Origin of the sequence: Micromonospora sp. WMMD712, assembly GCF_029581295.1 — a bacterium.
In the GTDB taxonomy this organism is placed as follows: Bacteria; Actinomycetota; Actinomycetes; order Mycobacteriales; family Micromonosporaceae; genus Micromonospora; species Micromonospora carbonacea.
Map to the genome: position 1 here is coordinate 2,731,205 of NZ_CP120743.1, position 25,212 is coordinate 2,756,416.

Sequence of the window (25,212 nt, forward strand, 5' to 3'; positions counted from 1 at the left end):
CTCAGGCTCCTTGCCGGGTGAGGACGGACGGGTGCCCCTCGGCCGCGGAGGCCGGCGAGGACTTGGCCGGCACGGGCACCACCACCTGCGTGGGCGGCGGCGCCGCGTCGTCGACGTGGGCCGTGAAGGGCCGGCCGTCGTCGCGGCAGATGAACTGCACGACATGCCGGCCGCTGGCGGCGGCCCGGATGAGGCCGCCGATCGTGGTCCAGACGCCGGCCAGGTAGAAGTTGGCCAACCCGGGCAGCACCGGGCCGTGCTTCTCCAGTTCCTTCTCCATCGTCTCGCCGCCGTCGACGAACGGCTGCCAGCCGGCGATCGAGCCGGCGTAGTTGGCGGTGTAGCGGATCTGGGTCAGCGGCGTCGCGATGTCGTGGGCGACGACCGCGTCGGCGAATCCGGGGTAGCGCTGGTCCAGCAGGCCGAGCAGGGCGTTGCGCACCTGTCGCTTCGCGGCGTAGTAGGCCCGGCCCCGCCGCACCCGCAGGGTGTGCAGCAGCTCGCCCTTGCGCACCCGGCTGGCCTGTTCCGGTCCTTCCACCAGTTGCCGCCAGGCGTCGGTGTCGGAGAAGAAGGTGACGAACACGACCGAGGTCTGCGCCGGGGAGAGCTCGGGATAGTGCCGGCTGCGGAACTGCACGTTGATGCTGGGGTGTTCGCCGACGCCGACCAGGTCCGTCGCCTCCTGCGGGGTCAGCAGGTGGGTGGTGCACGGGTCGGCGTCCGGATAGGGCCGGTTGAGGCCGAAGAACGCGCTGACGTACCCGGGGTAGACCTGGCCGGGCTCGTCGATGGTCTCGGTGTAGAGACGCCGGTAGGTCTCGTTGAGGTAGCGGCCGCCGAGGAGCCTGGTGACCGTCGTGTGACCGTCGCAGGCGGCGACGACGATGTCGGCGCGGTGCTCACTGCCGTCGCTGAGCCGGACGCCGACGGCGCGGTCGTCCTCGACCAGCACCTCGTCGACCTTGGCGTTGTACGTGATCTCGCCGCCGAGGCGCAGGTAGCGCTGCTCGATCGAGCGGGCCAACCCCAGCGACCCCCCCTGCGGCACGCCGGCGGTGCGCCCGGCGTGCGCCGCGAGCTGGAAGTAGAACGGCAGCACCGGGAAGCTGGCATGCCGCTCGTACAGGATGAAGTTGAACGCCTCCCGCAGCAGCGGATCCTTGAACCTGGCGGAGTAGTCGGTCATCAACGTCGTGATCGACTTCCGGATGGTGTTGAAGTGCGGCAGGAAGGCGGCGAGCATCCGCCACCGTTCCCACGGCCGCATCAGGCCGACCGGCTTGAGGAACGGGTAGGCGTTGAGCAGCTTCTTGAACGTGCGGATCCCGGCGCAGAAGTCGCGGATGAGGCGCGCGTCGGCGGGCGAGTGCCACAGCAGGTGCTCCTGCAACCGGTCGGGATCGGAATAGAAGTAGACGGTCCGCCCGTCCCGGCCGCGCACGATGTTGAACGTCTCGAAGTCGCGCATCTCCTTCCCCTGGAGCGCGCCGAGTTCGAGCCAGATCTGGTGCATGTCGTTGCCCGGCCCGCTGCCGAGCAGCCAGCTCACGCACCAGTCGAAGGTGAACTCGCCCTGGTCCCAGGCGGTGCAGCAGCCGCCCGGCAGCTCGTGCATCTCGAACGTCCGCGTGCGGTAGCCGTTCATCTGGGCGTAGCAGCCGGTGGAGAGACCACCCAGACCACCACCGATGATGATCATCGTTTCCCTGGCGGTGCTCGGTCCTGGCATAGTCGGTGTCTCCTCCATGGTCAGTCCACCGGGGCGAGCGATGGGTTGCGGGTCGCGGCGTGGTCGGTGCCGGCGAGGACGTCACGGACCAGGCCGGCGTTGCGGGAGACGTACTCCTGGTCGAACATCTCGGCGTGCGTGCCGAACCCGGCGAGCAGCCCGTCCCGGCTGCGCGACGCGCCGGCCCAGCTGCCGTGCGCACCTGCCGCGTAGAACTCCACCCGGTGCTGGTCGCTGATCACCGTCACCGGCGCCGCGACGGTGCCCAGGTTCGGCGTACGGGCGCAGAACCCGATGTACTCGCGGGCCTGTTCCCGGGTTTCCCGGGCGACGATCTCCGAGCCGGTGTGCCGGCGCAGGTGCTCGGCGAGTTCCCGCTCGAACGCCGCGAACTGCTCCGGGCCGAACTCGAACTCCGCGCCGATGCGGTAGGAGTCGACGATTATCACGTGCCGCACCGTCCGGCCCCGGCGTTCGAGCTCCTTCGCCACCTCGAAGGCGACGTTCCCGCCGAGCGAGTAGCCGAGCAGCCGGCAGGCCCCGTCCGGCTGTAGTTCGTCGACCAGGTCCGCGTACCGGACGACCTTGTCGTCGCCGGGAACGTGGTTGAACCCCACGACGTGGTACTCCGGCAGGTGCCTGACGAACTGCCGGTAGACCAGGCCGTGCCCGCCGGCCGGCGGGAAGCAGAACAGCGTCGGTCGGTCCGCCGGGTTGAACGTCAGGTACGGTCGCCCGCCGGCGAGGCGGCCGGTGACGATGAGCTCCAGCGTCTTCGACATGCCGTGCAGGGTGGTGATCTGGAAGAGGCGGCTGACCGGGATCTCGACGTTGAACTCGACCTGGAGGCCGTAGATCAGCTCGACGAGCTTGATGGAGCTTCCCCCGACCGCGAAGAAGTCCTGCTGGAGCCCGACCTCGTCGAGGCCGAGCAGCGCCCGCCAGTGTTCGGCCATCCGGGTCTCGTACAGCGTCACCGGCGGGTCGTACCGCCCCTGCTCGGGGTCCGGCCCGGGCGGCGGGAGCGCCGCCTGGTCGACCTTGCCGTTGGGGGTCAGCGGCAGTGCCGGCAGCTGGTCCAGGTGTGCCGGGATCATGAACGTGGGCAGGTGGTCGGCGAGGTGGCCGCGCAGCTCCCGCCGGTCCAGCACCGCGCCGTCGGCCGGCACGCAGTACGCGCAGAGGACGGGCTCGCCTGCGGCGTCCGGGCGGACCACCACCACCGCCTCCGCCACGCTGGGCAGCGCCTTGAGACAGGACTCGACCTCACCGGTCTCGACCCGGTGTCCGCGTACCTTGACCTGGGTGTCGGCCCGACCGAGCAGGTGCAGGACGCCGCCGGCGCCCCAGCGGGCCAGGTCCCCGGTGCGGTAGAGGCGCACCGGGGCGGCACCCGGCCGGCGGCTCAACGTCCGGGTGACGAAGCGCTGCCCGGTCTGCTCGGCGTCGCCGACATAGCCGGTCGCCACGCCGTGGCCACCGACCCACAACTCGCCGGGTACGCCGGGCGGCACCGGTTCGCCCTGCTCGTCGAGCAGGTAGACGGCGCTGTTCGGGAACGGCCGCCCGATCGGCACGACGTGGCCGGGGTCGAGGGTGTCCAGCGGGCCCTCGAAGTAGGTGCTGTCGATGGTCGCCTCGCTCAGGCCGTACGAGTTGATCACGCGGGTGTGCGGACCGCCGAGTGCGCGTAGGCGCTGGTACTCCTCGACCGTCCAGACGTCGGAGCCGACGATCAACAGGCGCATGAACTCCAGCCGGCGCCCCTCCCGCTCGCAGTAGCTGAGCAGCCCCCGGGCGACGGCGGGGACGAACTCGCCGCAGTCGACGCGTTCGCCGACCATCGTGCGGTACAGCCGGTCGGTGTTGAACAACAGGTCACGGGTGACCAGGACCAGGGTGCCACCGGAGCAGAGGGCGCGGACGAGGTCGCCGGCGAACACGTCGAACGCGAAGCTGGCCATCTGCAGGTGCACCCGCACCTCGTCGAGGCGGTACTCCTGCCGCCAGCCGCCGTACACCGCGGCCAGGTTGCGGTGGGTGACCTGGACGGCCTTCGGCAGACCGGTCGAACCGGAGGTGTAGATGACGTAGGCGGGGTCGTCCGGGCCGACGCGCACGTCGGGTGCGGCGGCGGGCTCGCTCTCGGCCTCCCGCAGCAACGCGTGCAGGTCGAGCACCCGGGCAGCCGCTCCGGACGCCTCGGTGAGGCTGTCGCGGGCCGCGCCGTCGGCGAGCACCAGGGCGGCCCCGGCGTTGCGCAGCATGTACGCCAGCCGCTCCTGCGGATAGTCGGCGTCGAGCGGCAGGTAGGCGCCGCCGGCCCGGAGCACCGCGAGCACCGCGACGACCAGCTCCGGGGACTTGTCCAGGCAGAGCGCGACCACCGCGCCGTCGCGCACACCGAGGTGGCGCAGCCGGTGGGCGAGCTGCTGCGAGCGCCGTTCCAGGGTGGCGTAGTCGAGCCGGCGGGTGGCGGCCGCGCCGCCGGAGCCGGCCGGCGCCACGACGGCGACGGCGTCCGGCCGCTGCGCGGCGATCCTGGAGACCAGCTCGTGGACCGGGGTGTCGCACGGGGCCTGCCGCCGTGCGCCGCTCCAGTCGTCGAGCAGGAGTTCGCGCTCGTCCGTGCCGAGCAGTTCCAGCCGGCGGACCGGCTGCTCGGCCGCCGACCGGGTCATCGTGTCGAGCAGCTGGACGTAGTGCCGCGCGATCCGTCGCACCGTCTCCGACAGGAACAGGTCGGTGTTGTACTTGAGGACGCAGTGGAACTGATGGTCGGCCTCGTCCTCGTAGACCGACAGGGTCAGGTCGAACTGCCCCTCCTCCTCCGGCAGTTCGATGTACTCCAGCCGGTAGCCGTACTTCTCGGTCGCCACCTTGTGGGTGAGCAGGATGAACATCACCTGGAAGACCGCCGAGCGGCTCGGGTCGTGTTGCAGGCCCAACTGCTCGACCAGCAGCACGAACGGGTACTCCTGGTTGTCCAGCCCGTTGAGCACCGTGGTGCGCACCTGGGCCAGCAGATCGGCGATCGAGGGGTCGCCGGACAGGTCCGCGCGCAGCGGCAACGGGTTGACGAAGTATCCGTAGGTCGAGGCGAACTCCTCCTCCGTCCGCCCGGTCACCGGGCTGCCCACGATGACGTCGTCCTGCCCGCAGTAGCGGTGCAGCAGGACGTAGTAGGCGCACAGCAGCACCATGAACACGGTCGCGTTGTGGTCGCGGGCCATCGCGTGCACCCGTGCGGTCAGGCCCGGGTCCAGGGTGAAGAACTCCGACGCGCCGTTGTTGGTCTGCACCACCGGACGTGGCTTGTCGGTGGGCAGGTTGAGGATCGGCACCTCCGCCGGCAGGTGCGCCCGCCAGTAGTCGAGCGACCTGCGGGCCTGCGGGCTGCCGAGGAACCGGTTCTGCCAGTTGAGGAAGTCCAGGTAGCGGGCGGGCACCGGGGGGAGCTGCGCGGGTCTGCCCTGACGCAACCCCTCGTAGACGGCGAGCAGTTCCTCGATGAAGGTGAAGGTGGAGATGGCGTCCGAGACGATGTGGTGGACGGCCTTCATGATGACCCACCGCTGCGGGCCGAGCCGGAACAGCCGGAAGCGCACCAACGGGTCGCGTTCGAGGTCGTACGGGCGTCGGTACTCCTGGATGATCGTCTGGTAGGTGTCGGCCCACGCCTGGTCACGCACGTCGAACAGGGCGACGTCCGCCCGGCCCTGCGGGTGGATCCGCTGCACCGGCCGGCCCTGTTCGAGCAGGAAGTTCGCCCGCAGGCTGGGATGACGCGCGACGAGGACCCGGACGGCCTCGAACATCAACTCCGGGTCCAGTTCGACCCGCACCTCGACCGCGCCCCCGATGTTGTAGGCGAAGCCGTCGGGGTTGAGCTGCTTGAGGAACCACAGCGCCTGCTGGTTCTGGGTCAACGGATAGCACTGCTCGTCGGTGTGGACCTCCACGTCGGCGCCGCCCGTGGCGGTGTCCGCGGCGAGCAGGTCGACCAGTCCCTCGTACGCCTGCTCGATCAGGTCGGCCAACGGCGCGCCGCTGAGCAGCGCCACCACCGGCAGCGACACGTGCATCTCGGCGGCGACGCGGGCGCGCAGCTCCATCGCGAGCAGCGAGTCCAGGCCCAGGGCGGTGACGTTGGCCGCCGGGGTCACCCGCTCCGGGGGCACCCTGAGCACGGCCGCCACCACCGCGGTGAACCGCTCTCCGAGCAGCAGCCGCCGCTGGTCGGCGTCGGCGGCGCGGAACGCGTCCAGGAAGCTGTCGCGGTCGGCGTCCGGCGGCTGCGCCGCCGTCACGGCGAGGTCGGCCACCAGCGGCGGAGCGGAGGGGTACCAGGCCAGGAAGGTCGGCCAGTCCACGATGGTGGCCACCAGCAACTGCGCCCGGTCCTGCCCGATCACCCGTTCGAGCACCGCCATCCCCGCCTCCGGCGACAGCGAGCTCATGCCGCGGCTGTGCCGGTAGTGGTGGACCAGGCCGAGTTCGGTGATCATGCCGGTGGCCCACGGCCCCCAGTCCAGGCTCAGCGCCGGCAGCCCGCTGGCGCGGCGGTGCTGCGCCAGCGCGTCCAGGAAGGCGTTGCCGGCGGCGTAGTTGCTCTGCCCGGCGGTGGTGAGCAGCGAGGCGATCGAGGCGAACAGCACGAAGTGCTCCAGCGGCTCGTCGCTCAGGTGGCGGTGCAGCAGGTAGGCGCCGAGCACCTTCGGCCCGTACGCGGTGTCGAACGCCACCCGGTCGGTGTCGGCGAGCAGCGTGTCGCGGACCTGGCCGGCGAGGTGGAACACGCCCCGGATCGGCGGCGCCTGGCTGGCGCGGTAGTCGGCCAGCCAGCCGGTGATCGCGGTCTCGTCGGTGACGTCGAGCCGGGCCAGGACCGGTTGGCAGCCGAGCATCTCCAACTCCATGAGGAAGGTGATGCGGTCGCGGGTCGCGTCGTCCCAGCCCGGCTCGCCCCACCGCTGCCGGGGCGGGACCGGGCTGCGCCCGAGGAGGACGAGCCGGCGGGCCCCCCGGCGCACGAGGGTGCGGCACAGCAGCCGGCCCAGCGCGCCGAACGCGCCGGTCACCAGGTAGGCGCCGTCGGCGCGCAGGCGCAGCGGCAGCGGGCGGGTCAGTTCGTCGGCCGGGCGCAACCGGCTGGTGAACCGGCCGTCGCCGCGCAGGGCGATCTCGTCCTCGTCGGCGACGGCCAGTTCCCGGAGCAGGGCCGCCGCCTCCGCCCGTCGGGCGGCCCGGTCCCGGCCGCCGGCCGGGTCGAGGTCGACCAGCTTGCCCGGGTGGTTGAGCAGTTCCTGGTGGCGCAGCACCCGGCAGACGCCCCAGGCGGGCGCGCCCAGCGGCCGCACCGGGTCCGTGTCCCGCACCGCCTGCGTGCCCCTGGCGACGACGTGCAGCCGGCCGTCGGTCCCCTGGGCCTGTAGCGCCTGGGCGAGCGCCACCAGGGAGTAGACGCCGAGGCTGGTGTGCTCGGCGACCTCACCGGCGGCGACGTGGTCCAGCGGCGGCAGGTCCAGGCCCCACAGGTGCACGACGTCGTGCGACGGTCCGGAGCTGGCCGCGCGCAACTCGGTGAGGAGGCGGTGCATGTCGTCGGCGTGGCCCGGCCGCACGGTCGAGCCCGTACCCTCGCGGTCGAGGTGGTAGCCGGGTCCCGGCCGGACCAGGTGGCAGTGACCACCGCGGGCCGCCACCAGATCGGCCAGTTCCTCGGCCAGACCGTCCCGGTCGGCGAGGACCAGCCACCGGTCGCCGGCCAGGTCGGTGCTCCCGGGTCGCGGCTCGGGGTCGGCCAGCGGTTCCCGCCGCACCCACCGGAGTTCGGCGAGCCAGCTGTCGATCGTGCCGACGCCGACGGCGGCGGTGGCCTTCTCCACGTCCGCGGCGCGGAAGCCTCCGACGTGGCCCAGCGGGGTGCCGTCGTCGGCGTAGACCGCGATGTCGCCGACCAGCTCGTCGGCGTCGCGCCGCACGATCGTCGCGTGAGCCCACAGCGCCTGGTCGCCGACCGGGTCGAGGCGCACCTCCGCGATCGACAGCGGCAACCGGATGCCGGTGTGCCCGTCGTCCGGATCTGCGGCGTCGAGCAGTTGCGGGGTCAGCAGGGTCTGGAAGCAGGCGTCGAGCAGCACCGGGTGGACGTGGTGGCCGGCGGCGGAGCCGTCGAGCACGGCCGGGGGTCGGATCCGCGCCAGAGCCTCGCCCGGGCCGATCCACACCTGCTCGATCCCCCGGAAGGCCGGGCCGTAGTGGTAGCCGAGGGCGGCGAGGTCCGCGTAACACCGCGCGCCGTCGAGGTGGTGTGCCAGGCGTTGCGTCACCGCGTCGACGGCCAGCCGGGAGACGCGCCGGCCGGGTTGGCCGGCGAGCAGGGCGCCGGTGGCGTGCACGGCAGGCTCGGGCGAGTCGGCGACGATCGAGGCCACGGTGAACTCGCCGGAGTTGGCGGCCACCGACAGCTGCACGGTCCGGGACTCGCTGGCGGACAGGAACAGTGCCTTGCGCAGTTCGATGCCGGCCAGCGTCGCCGCGCCGCCGTCGGTGAGCGCGCGGACCGCCTGCGCCGCCATCTCGAGGTAGCCGGCCGCCGGGAACACCGCGTTTCCCTGGATGCGATGGTCGTCGAGGTACGGCAGGCCCTCGGTGTCGAGCCGCACCTCCCAGGTGGGTTCGGCGCTGGCCAACCGCCGGCCGAGCAGCGGATGGTCCCGCTGCCCGAGCCTGACCTGCGCGACGGGGCGCGGCTCCGCCCAGTATCGGTCGCGCCGGAAGGGGTAGCGGGGCAGCGGCACCGGCGTTCCGGCCGGGTGCAGGACGTCCCAGGCGATCTCCACGCCGAGGTTGTGCAGGGCGGCGAGGGACAGGAGCATGCGCGCCGACTCGTCCTCCCCGCGCCGGATCGACGGCAGGGTGCGACCCTGCAGGCCCCTGCCGGCGAGGCACTCCTGGATGGAGTAGCCGAGGACCGGGTGCGGGCCGATCTCGAGGAAGAGGCGGTACCCGTCGTCGGCGAGCCGGTCGACCGCACCACGGAACCGCACGCTGTCGCGGACGTTGCGCCACCAGTAGTCGGCGTCGAGTTCGGGGCCGCGGGCCACCCCGTCCTGCCCGGTGAGGTAGACGGGCACCCGGGTCGGGCGCGGGGCGAGGCCGTGCAGCGAGGTGAGCAGCTCGTCCTTGATCATGTCCATGGCGGCGCTGTGGTACGGCACGCGCACCGCGACGAACTTGGCGAACGTCTGTTCCGCGGCGAGCTCGGCGGCCAGCTCGGCGAGTGCGCTCTCGTCACCGGCGAGGGTCACCGCGCCGGGGCTGTTGACCGCGGCCACGGAGACCCGGCCGCCGTAGCGCCGGCTCCGCTGCCCGGCCTCGGCCTCGGTCAGCCCGACCGCGAGCATGGTGCCGGTCCCGACGAGCTTCTGCTGCAACCGGCTGCGGTGCACGACGATCCTTACCGCCTCTTCGAGGGAGTAGACGCCGGCCTCGTAGAAGGCGGCGACCTCACCGGTGCTGTGCCCCACGATCGCGTCGGGACGTACGCCGTAGCTGCGCCACAGGGCCGCCAGGCCGACCTGGACCGCGAAGTTGGCCGGCTGCGCGAGCCAGGTCTCGGCCATCCGCGAGTCGGCCTCGTCGGCGTTCAGCTCGTCGGTCAACGACCAGCCGGTGATCCGCCGGATCTCCCGGTCGCAGCGGTCGACCGCCTCCCGGTACACCGGCTCGTCGGCGTAGAGCTGGCGGCCCATCGCCCACCACTGCGGGCCCATGCCGGTGAACACCCAGACCAGCCCGCGCTCGGCCGCGTCGTGCCGGTGGCCGGTGAGCACGTGTGGGTGCGGCTCGCCGCGCAGGTAGGCGCCCAGCGCCTCGTCCACCGAGGCCCGGTTCGCGTCCGCCGCCGTGGGATACACGACGGACAGGCGGTGCTCGTGGTGCTGGCGGCGGCGGGCCAGCGTGTAGCCGAGATCGGCCAGCGCGACGGCGTCGGGTCCGCCGGCCCCGGCCAGCTCCTCGCGGATGCCCGCGGCGAGCTCCGGGAGGGCGGCGGGGTCGCGCGCGGTCAGGGGAAGGATCGTGTACGCCGGTGCGCCGGCCGGGGGCGCGGCCGGGGCCGGTCGTCGTGGTGCCTCCTCGATCAGCACGTGCGCGTTGGTGCCGCCGAAGCCGAAGGAGTTGACCCCGGCGCGGGCCGGCCCCCGGTGCCGCGGCCACGGTGTGGGCGCGGTGGGGATCTCGAACGGCAGGGAGGCCAGGTCGATCTCCGAGTTGACCTGGTCGAGATTGATGTGCGGGGCGATGACGCGGTGCTTGACGGACATCGCGGTCTTGATCAGGCCCGCGACGCCGGCGGCTGACTCGGTGTGCCCGATGTTCGTCTTCACCGACCCGACGTAGCAGGTCTCCCCGGGCCGGCGGCCGATCGCCAGCGCCCGGCCCAGCGCGTTGGCCTCGATGGGGTCGCCCACCGGGGTGGAGGTGCCGTGCGCCTCCACGTACTGGAGGCTGCCGGGGGCGATCCCGGCCTCGGCACACACCCGCTCGATGAGGGTGACCTGGGCGTCGGCGCTCGGCACGGTGATGCCGTTGGTGCGGCCGTCCTGGTTGACGCCGCTGCCGATGATCACCGCGTGGATCGGATCGCCGTCCCGTAGCGCGTCCGGCAGCCGCTTCAACGCGACCGCCCCGACGCCCTCGGCCCGGACGTACCCGTCGGCCGACGCGTCGAAGGTGCGCGAGCGGCCCTGCGGGGACAGGAATCCGCCTTTCGTCTCGGCGATGGTGTACTGCGGGGTCAGGTGCAGCAGTGTCCCGCCGGCGAGCGCAAGGTCGATCTCGCCGCGCAACAGGCTCTGCCGGGCCAGGTGCACGGCGACCAGGGAGGAACTGCACGCGGTGTCGATCGACATGCTCGGGCCCCGGAAGTCGAAGCAGTACGAGATGCGGTTCGACACCATGGTCATCATGGTTCCGGTCGCCGTGTGCGCCGCCAGGGTCTCGAAGCTCAGGTCCGAGAACTGGAGGATCTTGTAGTCCAGGGTGAACGCGCCGACGAACACCCCGACGTTCCGTCCGGCCAGCTCCGCCGGCTTCTGCCCACCGTCCTCCAGCGCCTCCCAGCTGACCTCCAGCAGCTTGCGCTGCTGCGGATCCATGTGCTCGGCCTCGCGCGGGCTGATGCCGAAGAAGGCGGGGTCGAATTCGGCGATTCCGTCGATGTAGCCGCCCCGACCGCCGACCAGCCGCCCCGGCTTGGCCCGGTCCCGGCTACCGAGCGTGGCGATATCGTAGCGATCCACGGGTGTCTCGGTAATGCAGTCCTTGCCGGCGAGGACGTTCTGCCAGAAGGTCCGATAGTCCGATGCGCCACCGGGCATACGACACCCGATACCGATGATGGCGATCTTTTCCGAGTCGCCGGCGCCCGACGAGTTCTGCTCTTGCGCACCGGCAGCACGGGAATACGTCATTGTCGAGTCCTTCTGGGTCGCGGACGGGACGAACGGAAGACACGCATGCGGGGCGTCAGCCACGCGCACCTCGGGCACCGGCTCGGGAGCGCCACGGGTGCAACAGGCTGGCGACGATTTGACCGGTCGGTGGGAACGATTTCGGATCGTGCAGCCCGACCGCAGCCGGACGGCGTCCCGAACGCCACGTGAAGGTGCCGAAGAGCTGATCCCAGATGGAAAGATCGGAGCCGAAATTGCCGGCCTCGGCGAGGTCCGTGCTGTGATGGAGACGGTGCTGCTCAGGGCTGCTGAAAACATGGTTCAGCCAACCGATGCGCACATCGATGTTGGCGTGGATGAAGTAACCCTGGACGATGACGAACAAGCCGATGGCGAACACGGCCGGCTCGGAGAATCCGGCGAAGGCGAGCGCCAACTGCACCGCGCCCTGGGCGAGCACGATGTCGAAGATGTGGTTGACGCCGTTGTTGCCGACGTTGACCTTGTCCGGCACGTGGTGCACCCCGTGGAGTCGCCACAGCCACGCGTTGGTGTGCCCGAGCCGGTGCATGACATAGCTGGCCAGCGAGCCGAGCAGCACCGCGAACGGCAGCTCCGCCCACAGCGGGAGCCACCCCTGGGGCACGGCGACCACCCCGACCACCGCCATGATCGGCAACTGGGCCAGCCCGCCGCCGAGCACCGTGAGCAGAAAGTAGGTCCCGTACCAGCGCCATTCACGCAGGCTCGGATGCCAGGCCGGTTCGTACGGGATCAGGCGCTCAAGGATCGCGAAATAGGTGAGCGAACCGACCAGAAAGGCGAAGTTGACGGCGCCGAGGTTCCACCCGTACCGCAGGGCGGCCACGCCGACCACGACCATGGCGACGACCAGTGTCGGGTAGGCCGCGATCCGCCCGAGGGCGCGCACGGCCGAGATGGCACGGGCCCTCGGCGCGGCCGACGCCAGAGCGGTGTCGCAGTCATAGGAAATGTCCACGCTCTCTCCATCGCAGGTCTTGTCGGCCGCTCAACCCAAGCGGGCTGGCCATTACGTCTTGGCACACCATGAGGCACGGTGGAGACGGGCTGTTTCCGCGCACGGAACAGCCGCTTCGACACGACATGACGACAGCACGGGACGGGGTACGGCCGTCTTTCGGGGACACGCTTGCATCAACAACGAAATGGCATTGGCGAGCCTGGGATTCTTACGCGGCCCAGGTTTGGTGCGGCATCGGCCCGACATCGACCATGCGGGAATCTTCCGTGAGCGCCGAACGTGGGCGCGAGTGGCACAAGGCCCCTCTCCCCCTTTGCATTGCCGTGCTCACAGACAGTAAGACGATTGGCGTCGAGATCGGTAGCCGCCTATCACCATCTGAACGCTGCAAACCTGACACCCGGAGCGGACCGGGTTACTGTTTGTCACGAAATTACAGTCTTTGGTGGATCAGAATTGCCGACCTGGCGCGCAGGATCGGATGCGCACGCGCCGGCCCTGCGGGACACCCTCCTGGGAATGGGCGCACCGCTGTCGGCCCGGCCGAGGGGTGGGGCGCCCTGCGGAATCGGTGCACAACGGCGGTCTCGGCCAGATTCACCCTGGAAGGGCGTCTTCCCAACGGCAGGCCTCACGCCGGTGGCGGATCGGAGTCGTCCGGCCAGCGGTCGGCAGGATCCCCGTACGACGAACTACCGGATCGACAACACCGTCTTGCCACGGGCGTGGCCCGAGCCGTAGTGGCGCAGCGCGTCGACGACGTCTTCCAGTGGAAATACGCGGTCGATCACGGGGGTGACCTGCCCGGTCTCCACCAAGTCGCGGAGGGCGTCGAGGTCGGCGGCGTTCGGTCGCGCGTCGAGAGCCGCCATCGCGCGGCTCACGAGTGGTGACAGGACGAGTGCGGCGAGCCGGCGGCGCAGCCACGGCGCTGGCGGGCCAGCGGAGAGCACCAGTCGGCCGTCCGGGGCGAGCACCCGGCGGCATTGTGCCAGCGAGTGGCTGCCGACCAGGTCGAACACCACGTCGTATCGCCGGGTGCCGGCGCTGAAGTCCTCTCGGGTGTAGTCGACGACATGGTCAGCGCCGAGAGAGCGGACCAGCTCGACCGCGTTCGGCGCGCAGACCGCGGTGACCTCCGCGCCCAGCGCCTTGGCGATCTGCACCGCGAACGTGCCGACCCCACCCGTCGCGCCATTGACCAGCACGTGTTGGCCGGCCCGCAGGCGGCCGGTGTCGCGCAGGCCCTGCAGTGCGGTGGTCGCCGATATCGGGATGGCGGCGGCCTGCTCGAAGGTCAGGTTCGCTGGCTTCCTGGCCAGCATCCGCTCGGCGACGACCGCGTACTCCGCGAAGGCGCCGAGCCCTTCGGCGTAGACATCCTCACCCGCGCGGAAGCGGGTGACCTGCGCGCCGACCGCCTCGACCCGGCCGGCCAGAGCCCGTCCAGGCACCGTGTGCCGCGGTGCGCGGATGCCCGCCGCGGCACGGACCAACCACGGCCGGCCGGTCAGGAAGAACCAGACGCCGGGGTCGACGCCGGCCGCGTACACCCGGATGCGCACCTCGTCCGGGCCGACGACGGCGGGAAAGTCGAGGTCGGCGCGGCGGAGCACGTCGGGCGGGCCGTACTCGCGCTGGATGACGGCTTTCATGGTGGGCCTCGGTGCGCTTTCCATGGTGGCTTCCCCCCAGATCGAGCTTACTTTGTAAGCTACGGCCTACTAAGTAAGCTGTCAACGGAGGTGGGTATGCCGATCCGAACCGACACCGGACAGCGCCGGCCGTTGTGCCGGGAGCGGGTCCTGCTGGCCGCTCTCACTCTCGCCGACCGGGACGGCCTCGGCGCGCTGACGATGCGCCGACTGGGGCAGGAGTTGGGCGTCGAGGCGATGTCGCTGTACAAGCACGTGGCCCACAAGAACGACGTGCTCGACGGCATAGCCGAGCTCGTGCTGAGTGAGTTCGAGCTGCCGACCGAGGACGTGGACTGGCGGGAGGGCATGCGCAGACGCGCGGTCTCAGCCCGCGCCGCGCTGGCCCGCCACCCGTGCTGGACCGTTCTGCTCAGCCGCAGCCGCCCCGGGCCGGCGATGCTGCGGAACCTTGACTCGGTCATCGGCAGCCTGTGCCGGGGGGGCTTCTCGCTGGACCTGGCCGCCCGCGCTTTCTCGCTGCTGGACAGCTACATCTACGGCTTTGCGGCGCAGGAGGTCAGCCTGCCGTTCAACACCCCCGGCGAACTGATCGAGCTGACCGGCTCGATCATGGAACAGTTCCGTCCCGAGGACTACCCGCATCTGGCCAGGCTCGGCAGCGACGTCATCCTGCGGCCGGGCTACGACCACTCCGCCCAGTTCACCTACGGCCTGGAACTGATCCTGGACGGCCTGGAACGCGCCCGAAACGCGACGGACTGACCCAGCACCCCGTCCACGACGCCTGGCCGTACCCGGTGGTGATCGCTCCCACCAAACTCAGGCAGCTCGCGGCGCCGTCAGCCCAGCTGAGGAGTCATGCCGCCAGGGGCACGGAGGCGGCTCGGTCAGACCCGCTCCTGGAGGGGTCCTACCAACGGTAGGCGTCGCGCCGGTGGCGGATCGAGTGGATCTCCACGACTCGTTTCGCCTCGTTGATCCGGCAGACGATCCGGTAGGTGCCACGCCGGGCGGAGTGGAAGCCGTCGAAGGGTTCGTCGAGAGGCTTGCCCACCCGGTACGGGTTGACCGCGATCGCCCGTTGGATGGCCTCCGTCGCCGCGACCGCGACCTCCAGCGGCAGGTCCTCGTGCAGGTTGCGGCGAGCCTGACGGGAGAACATCACCGTGTACGGACTGAGCGGTTCGTCGATGTGGTCGTCGGACCGCCTGCCTCCTGGAGGCATCAGGCCGCCCTGCTTCGACGCCGCTCCAGCTCGGCACGAACCTCGTCCACCGAGAACGTGTCGCCGGCCGCGAAATCCTCCCGCGACTGGCGCAGGTCCGCGAGGGTCTCGTCGTCGGACAGCAGGTCCAACGTCTCCCGCATCGACTCGTACTCGGCCACCGAGATCAGCATCACGTCGGCCCGGCCGTTACGGGTGATCGTGAAGTGATCATGCTCCCGCGCGACCCGGTCGGCGAGTTCAGCGATCCGGGCCTTGGCTTCCGTGATCGGAATGGTCTCCATGCCAACCACTTTAGCGACCGGTCAGAATCATGGCCAATCCGACTACTCATCGCGACGACCACGGCTCCCCGCCATGCTGAAACCGAGGGCAGTGGGCCGGAGATCTCACCAATGCGAACGACTCGCCTCGTCGCGGGGGATGTCGGCTGAGGCTCGCGGGATCAGGCAATCTGACGGAGGTCGCTGCCGTAGTCGAAGATGATCCGCATCCGGGCGCCGAGCGCTCGCGCGTACCGGCTGAGGGTCGCCACCTCGTTGGCGTCCAGGTCGCCGTTTTCGATCTGGCTCACCCGACCGGGCGTGACCCCCATCAGCTCGGCCACCTGCCGCTGGGTGAGACCGAGACGCCTGCGCTCCTCGGCGAGGTGGAACGCGCTGACCCACGCCTCGGTGCGGGCGCGCTCCACATCGAGCGCGGCGTCGTCCCCGTCGTGCAACTCGGCGCGGATGTCGTCCCAGTCATGGAAGTCGACCATCAGCCCTCCCTCCGTTTCCTCTCGAAGGCCAGCCAACCCTCGTAGGCGACCTCGGCGATCGGGATCGCGTTCTCGTACCACCGCGTCCAGTCTCCGGCCTTGTTGCCGGCGACCAACAGCACCGCCTGCGACCATGGATCAAAGACGAACAGAAGCCGGATGGCGACGTCGCGGCCGGATCTCGGCCGCAGCTCCTTGAGGTTGCTGATGCTCGAACCCCGGAGGGTGTCGACCAGCGGACGCCCCAGGCCCGGACCGGTCTCGGCGAGCATGTCGATCGCCGCGTTCACTGACCGGTACGCCGCCGGGTCGGTCCGACGCAGGGCCCGTAACCAGTCACGGACATCGCCTGTCGTCCTGATCGCCCAGCGGTTGGCCGGCCCATTGGTCACGGGAAAACTATAGCTCAGGCTATACACGCCAGGCCGTGCTTCACTCATGCGAACCGTGGAAGCACAGGTCAACAGCGAGATCATGTTACGCGGTGGGGCGGACGGGACTCGAACCCGTGACCGAGGGATTATGAGTCCCCTGCTCTAACCCGCTGAGCTACCGCCCCGCAACCGCGCCGGATCGTAACCCGCCCGGCGAACACCGGCCAGCACGAAACGGCCCCACCCGTCGGCGACGGATCGATGATCCAGCACGATGGGCAACGCGAGGATAACAGCACGCAGCGGTCCGCGACGGCCTCAGCCCGGCGCGCGCAGCTCGGCCAACACCGCCCCGGCCGCCCGCCAGCCGCTGGCCAGCGCGCCCTGGATGGACGGGCTGTCGCGGTGGTCCCCGGCGACGAAGAGGCCGCCGCCGAGCGCCACCGGTTTGCGCAGCCGCCCCTGCGGCGGCGGTGCGGCGGGCAGCGCGGCGGGGACGTCGACGGTGGTCAGGTGCTCCCAGTCCGCCGTGGGGCGGCCGTAGAGGCGGGCCAGCTCGGCGCGGACGACCGGCTCGGGCGGCGCGGACGGGCCGACGACGGAGGTGGCGACGAGGTGCCGCCCGGCGGGCGCGTACGTGGGCGCGGCGTGGCTCAGCACGACGGTGTTGGCGACGAGTTCCCGACGGTCGCCGTCGACGAGCAGGATCGGCTCGTCCAGGGGCGGGGTGTCGGTGGCGTGGTAGTAGGTGGTGTAGGCGTGCATGCGTACCCGGTCGAGGGCCGGCAGCAGCGTGCCGGCGGTGGGCGGGTCGACGGCGACGAGCACGGCGCGGCAGCGCAGCTCTCCGGCCTGGGTGCGTACCCGGTGGGGGTCGACCCCGGTGACGGGCGTGCGCAGCTCGACCAGGTCGGCGGGCAGCGGCGCGGCGATGGCCCGGGGCAGCGCCCCCATCCCCTGCGCCGGCACGCCGATGCGCCCCCGGGCGAACGAGCGCAGCACCATCGCGAGCACGTGGCTGGAGGTCTCCAGCGCCCGGTCGACGAGCACGCCGGACAGGAAGGGCCGCAGCAGCTCCTCGATGATCGCGCTGGAGAGGCCGGCGCGGCGCAGCGCCGCCTCGGCGGTGGTCTCGGGGGCGTCGAGCAGCCGGCCGGGCGGCAGGGTGGCGCAGCCGGCGGCGAGCGCCGCGAACCGGAGCCGGTCGCGCAGCGAGCCGACGCCGGCCCGCGCGGTGCCCGCCGCCCCGGCCGGCTCGCGCAGCGGGTTGACCAGCCGGGCGACGGTCGCGCCGCGCCGGACCAGCACCCCGGGGGTGAACCAGCCCAGGTCGAGGGTGGCCAGGTCGAGCAGCGTGCCGAGCCGGGGGTACGCGGTGTTGAGCACCTGGAAGCCCCGGTCGATCAGGTACCCGTCGACCGTGTCGGTGGCGACCCGGCCGCCGAGCCGGTCGCCGGCCTCCACCAGCCGCCAGGACACGCCGGCGCGGTGCAGCCGGCGGGCGGCGGCGAGCCCGGCGAGGCCGCCGCCGACGATGACGACGTCGTGTTCAGCGGGCATGGCGCGCCTTCCGGTCCGTGCGGCCGAGCCGGCCGGGCCACCAGATCCGGGCCCCGATGTCGTACGACAGGGCGGGCACCAGCAGCGACCGGACGACGATGGTGTCGAGCAGGACCCCGACGGCGACGGCGACGCCCAGCTCGACGAGGACGACCAGCGGCAGCACGGCGAGCGCGGAGAACGTCGCGGCGAGCACGATGCCGGCGGAGGTGATGACGCCGCCGGTGACGGCGAGGCCGGCGAGGACGCCGGGGCGGGTGCCCCGGTGCACCGACTCCTCGCGGACGCGGCTCATCAGGAAGATGTTGTAGTCGATGCCGAGGGCGACGAGGAAGACGAACGCGAACAGCGGGAACGACTGGTCGACGCCCGGGTAGTCGAGCAGGTGGCGGAAGATCAGCGCGCACAGCCCGAGGGTGGCGAGGAACGACAGCACCACGGTCGCGATGAGCAGCAGCGGGGCGAGCAGGGCGCGCAGCAGCAGGGCCAGGATGACGGCGATCACCAGGAGCACCACGGGGATGATCACGTTGCGGTCGCGGGCGGACGCGTCGGAGGTGTCCACGTTGATCGCGGTGAACCCGCCGACGACGGAGTCCGAGCCGGGCACGCCGTGCACCGCCTCGCGCAGGTCGCGGATGGTGCGCTCCGCGCCGTTGCTGTCGGGCGGGTCGGCGAGGGTGGCCTCGAACTCGACGCGGCCGTCGACCACCTTCGGCGCGCCGTTCGGGTCGGGCGGGCCGGCCTGGCTGCCCTGGGTGACGGGGCGGACGGCGGCGACGCCGGGCACCCGCTGGGCCACCTCGGCGACCTGCTGGGCGCTGGCCTGGTTGGTGAAGATGGTGGCCGGGCTGCCGGTGCCGGCCGGGTAGTGGGCGGCGATCACGTCCTGGCCGGCGACGGAGTCGGTGCGCTGGGTGAACAGGTCGGTCTGGCCGAGGGTGGTGACGCCGAGCTGGGTGAGGCCGATGGTGAGCAGGGCCAGCACGGCGGCGGTGGTGAGCCAGACGACCCGGGCGCGGCGGGCGACGAAGCCGGCGACGCGGCTCCAGAGGCCGTGCTCGGTCTGCGGGTCGGCCTGGTCGACGGCGGGGCGGCGCGGCCAGAACGCCCAGCGCCCGCCGAGCACCAGCAGGGCGGGCAGGAAGGTCAGCATGACCAGCAGGGTGGCGGCGATGCCGACGGCGGCGATCGGGCCGAGCGCCCGGTTGGAGTTGAGGCTGGACAGCAGCAGGCAGAGCAGGCTGAGGATGACGGTGCCGCCGGAGGCGACGATCGCGGGGGCGGCGCCCCGCCAGGCGGCCCGCATGGCGGCCCAGGGACGCTCGTGCCGGTGCAGCTCCTCCCGGTAGCGGGCGATGAGCAGCAGCGCGTAGTCGGTGCCCGCGCCGAAGACGAGGACGGTGAGGATGCCCTGCGCCTGGCCGTTGAGCTTGACGATGTCGTGGTCGGCGAGGAGGTAGACGAAGACGGCCGCGAGGGCGTACGAGGTGCCGGCGGCGAGCAGCGGGAAGACCCACAGCACCGGGCTGCGGTAGACGACCAGCAGGATGACCAGCACCACGCTGAGGGTGACCAGGAGCAGCGGCCCGTCGATGGCGCCGAAGACCTCGATGAGGTCGGCGAGCAGCCCGGCGGGCCCGGCGACGTCCACGGTGAGGCCGTCCCGGTCGGCGCCGGCGATGGCGCGCAGCTCGTCGACGACCTGCCCGATCCGCTCCCCTTCGGCCTCGTCGATGGGCACGACCACCTGGAGGGCCTGGCCGTCCTGGCTGGGCACGGGTGGCGGGATCGGTGTGACGACGCCGGGGACCCGGGCGAACCGGGCGGCGTCGGCGGCGGCCCGCTGCCGGTCGGCGTCGGTGATGCCGGTGGTCCGCGCGTAGACGACGAGCGCCGGGGTGGTCTGCTGGTCGGCGAACTGGGCGGTCAGGTCCTGCGCCCGGGTGGCCTCGGCGTCGGCGGGCAGGAAGGAGGCGTTGTCGTTGGTGGAGACGTCCCCCAGCTTCCCGGCGTAGGGCCCGGCGAACCCGCCGACGACCAGCCAGCCGATGACGACCAGCGCAGCGACAAGCGTGGCGGTGCCGCCCCGTCTTCCGGCCATCCCACCCACCCACCTCTTGAATCGACGCAGCGATCGACGCAGCGGGAGTCTAAGTCGACATCGACCATCCTGCCGGCCGGGTGCGCCCAGGCGGGCCGAAACGGCCCCGATACCCCCGCCCGGCCGGCCCTGACGCGGCGCGCGGGCTCCGCGCCCGCCTGCCGGGTCCACGGGGGTGAGCGGGGCACCCCGCTCTACCGCAGGCGTTAAGAGGGGGCCCTTCCTTGCGTCAAGCGCATGCGAGGAGGCCCGCCGGCTGGGCCGGCGGGCCTCCTCGCTGTCTGCTCCCCCGTTTGGACTCGAACCAAAAACCTGCCGGTTAACAGCCGGCTGCTCTGCCAATTGAGCTACGGGGGATCGCTCGTCGCCCGGATCGGATCTCTCCGGCACCCCCGGCGACGGCACAAGAGTACAGGATTCACCCGGGGTTTGGTCCAGGGGGTTCCGACGCGGGGCGCGGCGGGGTCACGTCCGCGCTGGTGGTGTAAGAGACGGCCATCGCGTGATCCGGTCTGATGCTATGCGGCGATCGGGGTGGGGTCGGGTTGGTCGGTGTCGTGTTGGCTGGTGTCGACGGTGATCAGGCGGGCTTTGGCCAGTAGTTCCAGGCCCATGTAGCGGCGTCCTTCGGTCCATTCATCGGTCTGCTCGGCCAGGACAGCACCGACGAGGCGGATGATCGCCGCCCGGTTCGGGAAGATCCCGACGACGTCGGTGCGCCGGCGGATCTCTTTGTTCAGGCGCTCTTGCGGGTTGTTCGACCAGATCTGACGCCAGATCTCGCGCGGGAAACTGGTGAACGCCAGGAGGTCGTCGCGGGCGGCGTCGAGGTGCTCGGCCGCGGTGGGGAACTTCGCTTCGATCGTCGCCACGACCCGCTGGAACTGGGCTCGGACGGCGTCGGCATCAGGCTGGTCGAAGATCGTGCGCACAAGGGTCGCGATCCACGGCTGCGCCGACTTCGGCACCTTCGTGAGCAGGTTGCGCAGGTAGTGGGTGCGGCATCGTTGCCAGGTGGTGCCGGGCAGGGCTGCGCCGATCGCGGCGACGAGGCCGCGGTGGGCGTCGGAGATGACCAGTTGGACGCCGGAGAGTCCGCGGGCGGTCAGGGATCGCAGGAACGCCAGCCAGCCGGCGCCGTCCTCGTCCGAGGCGACGTCGACGCCGAGGACTTCACGCTGGCCGTCGGCGTTGACCCCGACCGCGACCAGGGCGTGGACGTTGACGGTCCGGCCGTGTTCGCGGACCTTCATGGTCAGCGCGTCCATCCACACAAACGTGTAGTGCGCGGCGTCCAGGGGCCGGTTGCGGAACGCCTCGACCTGGGCGTCGAGGTGGGCGGCCATCTCCGAGACCTGCGACTTCGACAGCTGCCGGATCCCGAGCTGCTCGACCAGCTTCTCCACCCGCCGCGTCGAGACCCCGAGCAGATAACTCGTGGCCACCACCGAGACCAGGGCCTGCTCGGCCCGTCGCCGATGCGTCAGCAGCCAGTCGGGGAAGTAGCTGCCCTGACGGAGCTTGGGGATCGCCAGGTCGATCGTTCCGGCGCGGGTGTCCCACTCCCGAGGCCGGTAGCCGTTGCGCGAGTTGACCCGCTCGTCGCTGCGTTGCCCGTAGCCGGCGCCGCAGATGGCATCCGCCTCGGCGGACATCACCGCCTGCGCGAACGTGCGGATCATCGCCTGCAACACATCCGGCGACGCGCCCTCAATCTGCTCGCGCAGCAGGTCAACAGGGTTCACACTCTCTGAAGCGGCCATCGCGCTCTCTCTTCCTTCTCTGACTTGGTCGTCTTGAAGGATCGACGCGATGGCCGTCTCTCATCTACGCAACACGCCCATCACGGGCAAGTCGTACACCACTCCCGTGGACGCAACCCGCGGCGGCGGTGGGGGCGTCCGAAGCTCCCGGCAGGCGGACAATTCGTCATCCGGGCACAACCAGGCATGAGCGCGGTGGAGGATGGGTAGTTAGCTGCCGACAGAGGACTAGGCGCGAAATGCTCGTCGCCAGCGGGGTCCGCCCCGGGGAGGCGACGGCGCGTCAGGCACGGAAGGAGCCGCCATGCGCGGAAAGATCATGTTTCTTGGCGGGCTGGCTGCGGGATTCGTCCTGGGCGCCCGCGCCGGCCGGGAGAAGTACGAGGAGCTGGTCGTCCGGGGCCGCAAGGTGCTCGACCACCCGACCGTCCAGGAGGCGGCCGGCGTCGCGCAGGCCCAGGCCAACCGGCTCTACAGCGAGGGCAGGGACAAGCTCAGCCAGTCGCGGCTCGGCGAGAAGCTGGGCGGCGGCAACGGCAGCGGCGACAGCGGCAAGCACGAGCTGACCGCCGCCGACAAGCCCTTCGCGGGCACCCCGGCGACGGTCGGCGCGAAGGCGGGCGGCGCGTCGGGCGCCGGCGCGTCCGGGTCGGCCACGGGCGGCTCGGCCCGGCCGACGAAGCCGTCCGGCACGGGCACCAACGGCAGCACCGTCTGACTCACGGCTCACGGCGGGCCGGTCACCTCCGGGTGACCGGCCCGCCGCTTGCCGTCGCCGGCCGCAGGCGGGGCGTCGGCCCGGCTCAGCCGGCGACCCCCGCAGGTCACTCCAGTACGCCGGGATCAGCCACCGGCACATGTCGGGCCTGCGCGGCTGAGCCGATCCGACCCCGAGGGGGGCCGCGTCCGGGACGACCGGGTGCGGCCCCGCCCCGCGTCCGGGGTGACCTGGCACTCGTTGTCGCCCTCGACGGGCGCGGCCGGGGGACGACGAGGGAGGATTCCGGACGGAGGTGGTCACGACATGACGTACGACGGCCCGGACAACGCCGACCAGGCCCGGCTGCTGCGGTTGCTCCGCGACGACGGCCCGCGGTCCCGGGTCGAGCTCGGCGACGCCGCGGGGCTCACCCGGGCCCGGCTCGTCGCGGAGGTCGACCGCCTGGTCGCCCTGGGCCTGGTGGAGACCGCCGGCCCGGCCGCGTCCCGGGGCGGCCGCCGCTCGTCGCTGCTGCGCGTCGCCGGCTCGGTCCGCTTCGCCGGGGTCACGATCGGTCCCCGGCAGATCGACGTCGCGGTCACCGACGGCGAGCTGTCCGTCCTGGCCCGACGCCGCGAGCCCGTCGACGTCCGCCTCGGCCCGGAGGCGACCATCGCCCGTACGCTCGAACTGCTCGGCAAGGTCCGGGCGAACCTCGGCCTGGGCGGGCTGACCGGGGTGGGGGTGGCCCTGCCCGCCCCGGTCGCGTTCCGCGAGGGGTCCCCGATCTCCCCGCCGGCCCTGCCCGGCTGGCACGGGTACGGCGTCCGCGACGCGCTCGCCGCCGAGCTGGGCTGCCCGGTGCTGGTCGACAACGACGCCAACGTGATGGCGCTCGGCGAGCAGCACGCCGGCACCGGCCGCGCCTTCGACGACTTCCTCTACGTCAAGCTGGGCACCGCCATCGGCTGCGGCCTGGTGCTCGGCGGCGCGCTGCACCGGGGGGCCACCAGCGGCGCGGGTGGCATCGCGCACCTGCGGCAGGGCGACGACGGCCCGACCTGCGCGTGCGGCGAGACGGGTTGTCTGGAGGCGTACTGCTCGGACGCGGCCCTGGTCCGGGAGGCGCGCGCGGCGGTCGAGGACGGCCGGTCGCCGGCGCTCGCCGCCCGGCTCGCCGAGGCCGGCATGCTCACCGTCGCGGACGTGGGCCGGGCGACGGTGGCCGGCGACCCCGCCGCGCAGGCGCTGGTCCGCGACGCGGCCCGGCGGCTCGGCCGCGTACTGGTCGGCCTGGTCAACTTCGTCAACCCCGGCATCGTGATCATCGGCGGGACGGCCGTGGGCCTCGGGCCGACCATGCTCGCCGAGATCCGGTCGGTGGTCTACCGGCGGTCGCCGCCGCTGGCCACCGGCAACCTGCCGATCGTGCTGTCCGACCTGGACGACACCGCCGGGGTGGTGGGCGCGGCCCGCCTGGCCAGCGACGACGTCTTCGGCGCGGCGTGACCGGCTCGGTTGGCTCCGCCGTCCACGTCGCGTCCTGACCGGCGCGGCCGGCCGGACCCAGGGGCCCGGCCGGCGCGGCCGGCTCGGTCCTCGGCGCTGCCGAGCGTCAGTCCTTGCTGCTGAACGCCGCGTCGAAGGCCGCCGACGGGGCGTCGAAGGCGAGCCGCCGGACGAACTGCAACGCCTCGGGCGCGCCCACCAGGCGGTCCATCCCGGCGTCCTCCCACTCGATGGAGATGGGGCCGGAGTAGCCGATCGCGTTCAGCGCCCGGAAGGAGTCCTCCCACGGCACGTCGCCGTGCCCGGTGGAGACGAAGTCCCAGCCCCGGCGCAGGTCGGCCCAGGGCAGGTGGGACGCCAGCCGGCCGCGCCGGCCGTCGCCGGTGCGGACCTTCGCGTCCTTGCAGTCGACGTGGTAGATCCGGTCGGCGAAGTCGAAGATGAAGTTCACCGGGTCCAGCTCCTGCCACACGAAGTGCGACGGGTCCCAGTTCAGCCCGAACGCGGGCCGGTGACCGATCGCCTCCAGCGTCCGCTTCGTGGTGTAGTAGTCGTAGGCGATCTCGCTGGGGTGGACCTCGTGGGCGAAGCGCACCCCCACCTCGTCGAAGACGTCGAGGATCGGGTTCCACCGGTCGGCGAAGTCCTGGTAGCCGCGCTCGATCATCTCCGGCGGCACCGGCGGGAACATCGCCAGGGTGTGCCAGACCGACGAGCCGGTGAACCCGACGACGGTGTCCACGCCCAGCTTCGCCGCCGCCCGCGCGGTGTCCTTGATCTCCTCGGCGGCCCGCTGGCGTACCCCTTCGGGCTCGCCGTCGCCCCAGATCCGGGCGGGCAGGATGCCCTGGTGCCGCTCGTCGATCGGGTGGTCGCAGACGGCCTGGCCGACCAGGTGGTTGGAGATCGTGAAGACCTTCAGGTTGTGCTTCGCCAGGGTCGCGAGCTTCCGCTCGACGTACGAGTCGTCGGCGAGGGCCTTGTCGACCTCGAAGTGGTCGCCCCAGCAGGCGATCTCCAGCCCGTCGTAGCCCCACTCGGAGGCGAGTCGGCAGACCTCGTCGAACGGAAGATCGGCCCACTGGCCGGTGAAGAGCGTGATGGGTCGCGCCATGAGTCCTACTCCCCTGTGGTGATGATGGGGGATTCCGTGTGCGTGACCGGGCGAGGGTGACCGGGCGGGGCCGGGCTGGTGCGTGGCGGCCGGTGGCCGGTGCCGGTGGGCGCGAAGGAGCGCCTGGGCCCAGCGGGTTGCGCCTCCCGCCGGGTCACCGGCAACCGCGTACGGTCGCCGCCGCTCACTCTATGGCCGCCTGCGGCGGTTAGGAAGGGCCCCCTGTGCAACAGAATGCGTTAACAGGGG

At 71.8% G+C, this 25,212-nt stretch carries 15 protein-coding genes and 2 tRNA genes; 3 read left to right on the forward strand and 14 right to left on the reverse strand.

Annotation, left to right across the window (positions count from 1 at the left end):
- Position 1: 1 nt before the first annotated feature.
- The 4 genes from O7633_RS11455 to O7633_RS11470 form a co-directional block, all read right to left on the reverse strand.
- Complete coding sequence (locus O7633_RS11455) at positions 2–1,732, reverse strand: NAD(P)/FAD-dependent oxidoreductase (RefSeq protein WP_282327788.1); 1,731 nt, start codon at positions 1,730–1,732, stop codon at positions 2–4.
- Positions 1,733–1,752: 20 nt separating this feature from the next.
- On the reverse strand, positions 1,753–11,211 hold the full coding sequence (locus O7633_RS11460; protein ID WP_282327789.1) for a non-ribosomal peptide synthetase/type I polyketide synthase: 9,459 nt from the start codon (positions 11,209–11,211) through the stop codon (positions 1,753–1,755).
- A 55-nt stretch (positions 11,212–11,266) separates the two neighbouring features.
- Entirely contained in the window at positions 11,267–12,193 is a 927-nt protein-coding gene (locus O7633_RS11465; RefSeq protein ID WP_282327790.1) for a sterol desaturase family protein, read from the reverse strand.
- A gap of 695 nt (positions 12,194–12,888) precedes the next feature.
- Positions 12,889–13,851, reverse strand: coding sequence for an NAD(P)-dependent alcohol dehydrogenase (locus tag O7633_RS11470; RefSeq protein ID WP_282327791.1), 963 nt, complete (start codon positions 13,849–13,851; stop codon positions 12,889–12,891).
- A 96-nt stretch (positions 13,852–13,947) separates the two neighbouring features.
- Here O7633_RS11470 and O7633_RS11475 point away from each other — a divergent pair, with 96 nt between their 5' ends.
- Positions 13,948–14,616, forward strand: a complete 669-nt coding sequence (locus O7633_RS11475) for a TetR/AcrR family transcriptional regulator (RefSeq protein ID WP_282327792.1) — start codon at positions 13,948–13,950, stop codon at positions 14,614–14,616.
- A 148-nt stretch (positions 14,617–14,764) separates the two neighbouring features.
- Here O7633_RS11475 and O7633_RS11480 read toward each other — a convergent pair whose 3' ends face one another.
- The 9 genes from O7633_RS11480 to O7633_RS11520 all read right to left on the reverse strand — a co-directional run bounded on the left by O7633_RS11480 (position 14,765) and on the right by O7633_RS11520 (position 21,640).
- Positions 14,765–15,079, reverse strand: coding sequence for a type II toxin-antitoxin system RelE/ParE family toxin (locus O7633_RS11480; protein ID WP_282327794.1), 315 nt, complete (start codon positions 15,077–15,079; stop codon positions 14,765–14,767).
- Positions 15,079–15,363, reverse strand: coding sequence for a type II toxin-antitoxin system Phd/YefM family antitoxin (locus O7633_RS11485; RefSeq protein ID WP_077938803.1), 285 nt, complete (start codon positions 15,361–15,363; stop codon positions 15,079–15,081). Before O7633_RS11485 ends, O7633_RS11480 begins: the two co-directional genes overlap by 1 nt.
- A gap of 161 nt (positions 15,364–15,524) precedes the next feature.
- Positions 15,525–15,839: a helix-turn-helix transcriptional regulator gene (locus O7633_RS11490; protein ID WP_282327798.1), complete on the reverse strand. Its 315-nt coding sequence runs from the start codon at positions 15,837–15,839 to the stop codon at positions 15,525–15,527.
- Positions 15,839–16,231, reverse strand: coding sequence for a type II toxin-antitoxin system RelE/ParE family toxin (locus O7633_RS11495; RefSeq protein WP_282328527.1), 393 nt, complete (start codon positions 16,229–16,231; stop codon positions 15,839–15,841). The genes O7633_RS11490 and O7633_RS11495 overlap by 1 nt, the downstream gene beginning before the upstream one ends.
- A 93-nt stretch (positions 16,232–16,324) precedes the next feature.
- A tRNA-Ile gene (locus O7633_RS11500) sits at positions 16,325–16,398 on the reverse strand.
- A 133-nt stretch (positions 16,399–16,531) separates the two neighbouring features.
- Positions 16,532–17,773, reverse strand: a complete 1,242-nt coding sequence (locus tag O7633_RS11505; protein ID WP_282327799.1) for an NAD(P)/FAD-dependent oxidoreductase — start codon at positions 17,771–17,773, stop codon at positions 16,532–16,534.
- Positions 17,763–19,877, reverse strand: coding sequence for an MMPL family transporter (locus O7633_RS11510; RefSeq protein ID WP_282327800.1), 2,115 nt, complete (start codon positions 19,875–19,877; stop codon positions 17,763–17,765). The genes O7633_RS11505 and O7633_RS11510 overlap by 11 nt, the downstream gene beginning before the upstream one ends.
- 284 nt (positions 19,878–20,161) lie before the next feature.
- Positions 20,162–20,234: transfer RNA gene (locus tag O7633_RS11515), tRNA-Asn, on the reverse strand.
- 161 nt (positions 20,235–20,395) lie between these two features.
- Entirely contained in the window at positions 20,396–21,640 is a 1,245-nt protein-coding gene (locus tag O7633_RS11520) for an IS256 family transposase (RefSeq protein WP_282325287.1), read from the reverse strand.
- Between the two features lie 304 nt (positions 21,641–21,944).
- On the opposite strand from O7633_RS11520, the gene O7633_RS11525 reads away from it, so the two are divergent.
- Together O7633_RS11525 and O7633_RS11530 are read left to right on the forward strand one after the other, a co-directional pair.
- On the forward strand, positions 21,945–22,358 hold the full coding sequence (locus O7633_RS11525; protein ID WP_282327802.1) for a hypothetical protein: 414 nt from the start codon (positions 21,945–21,947) through the stop codon (positions 22,356–22,358).
- A 306-nt stretch (positions 22,359–22,664) separates the two neighbouring features.
- Positions 22,665–23,849, forward strand: coding sequence for an ROK family transcriptional regulator (locus tag O7633_RS11530; RefSeq protein WP_282327803.1), 1,185 nt, complete (start codon positions 22,665–22,667; stop codon positions 23,847–23,849).
- Positions 23,850–23,955: 106 nt separating this feature from the next.
- On the opposite strand, the gene O7633_RS11535 is transcribed toward O7633_RS11530, so the two are convergent.
- A complete protein-coding gene (locus O7633_RS11535; RefSeq protein WP_178066056.1) occupies positions 23,956–24,963 on the reverse strand; it encodes a sugar phosphate isomerase/epimerase family protein in 1,008 nt (335 codons plus the stop codon).
- Positions 24,964–25,212 lie beyond the last annotated feature (249 nt).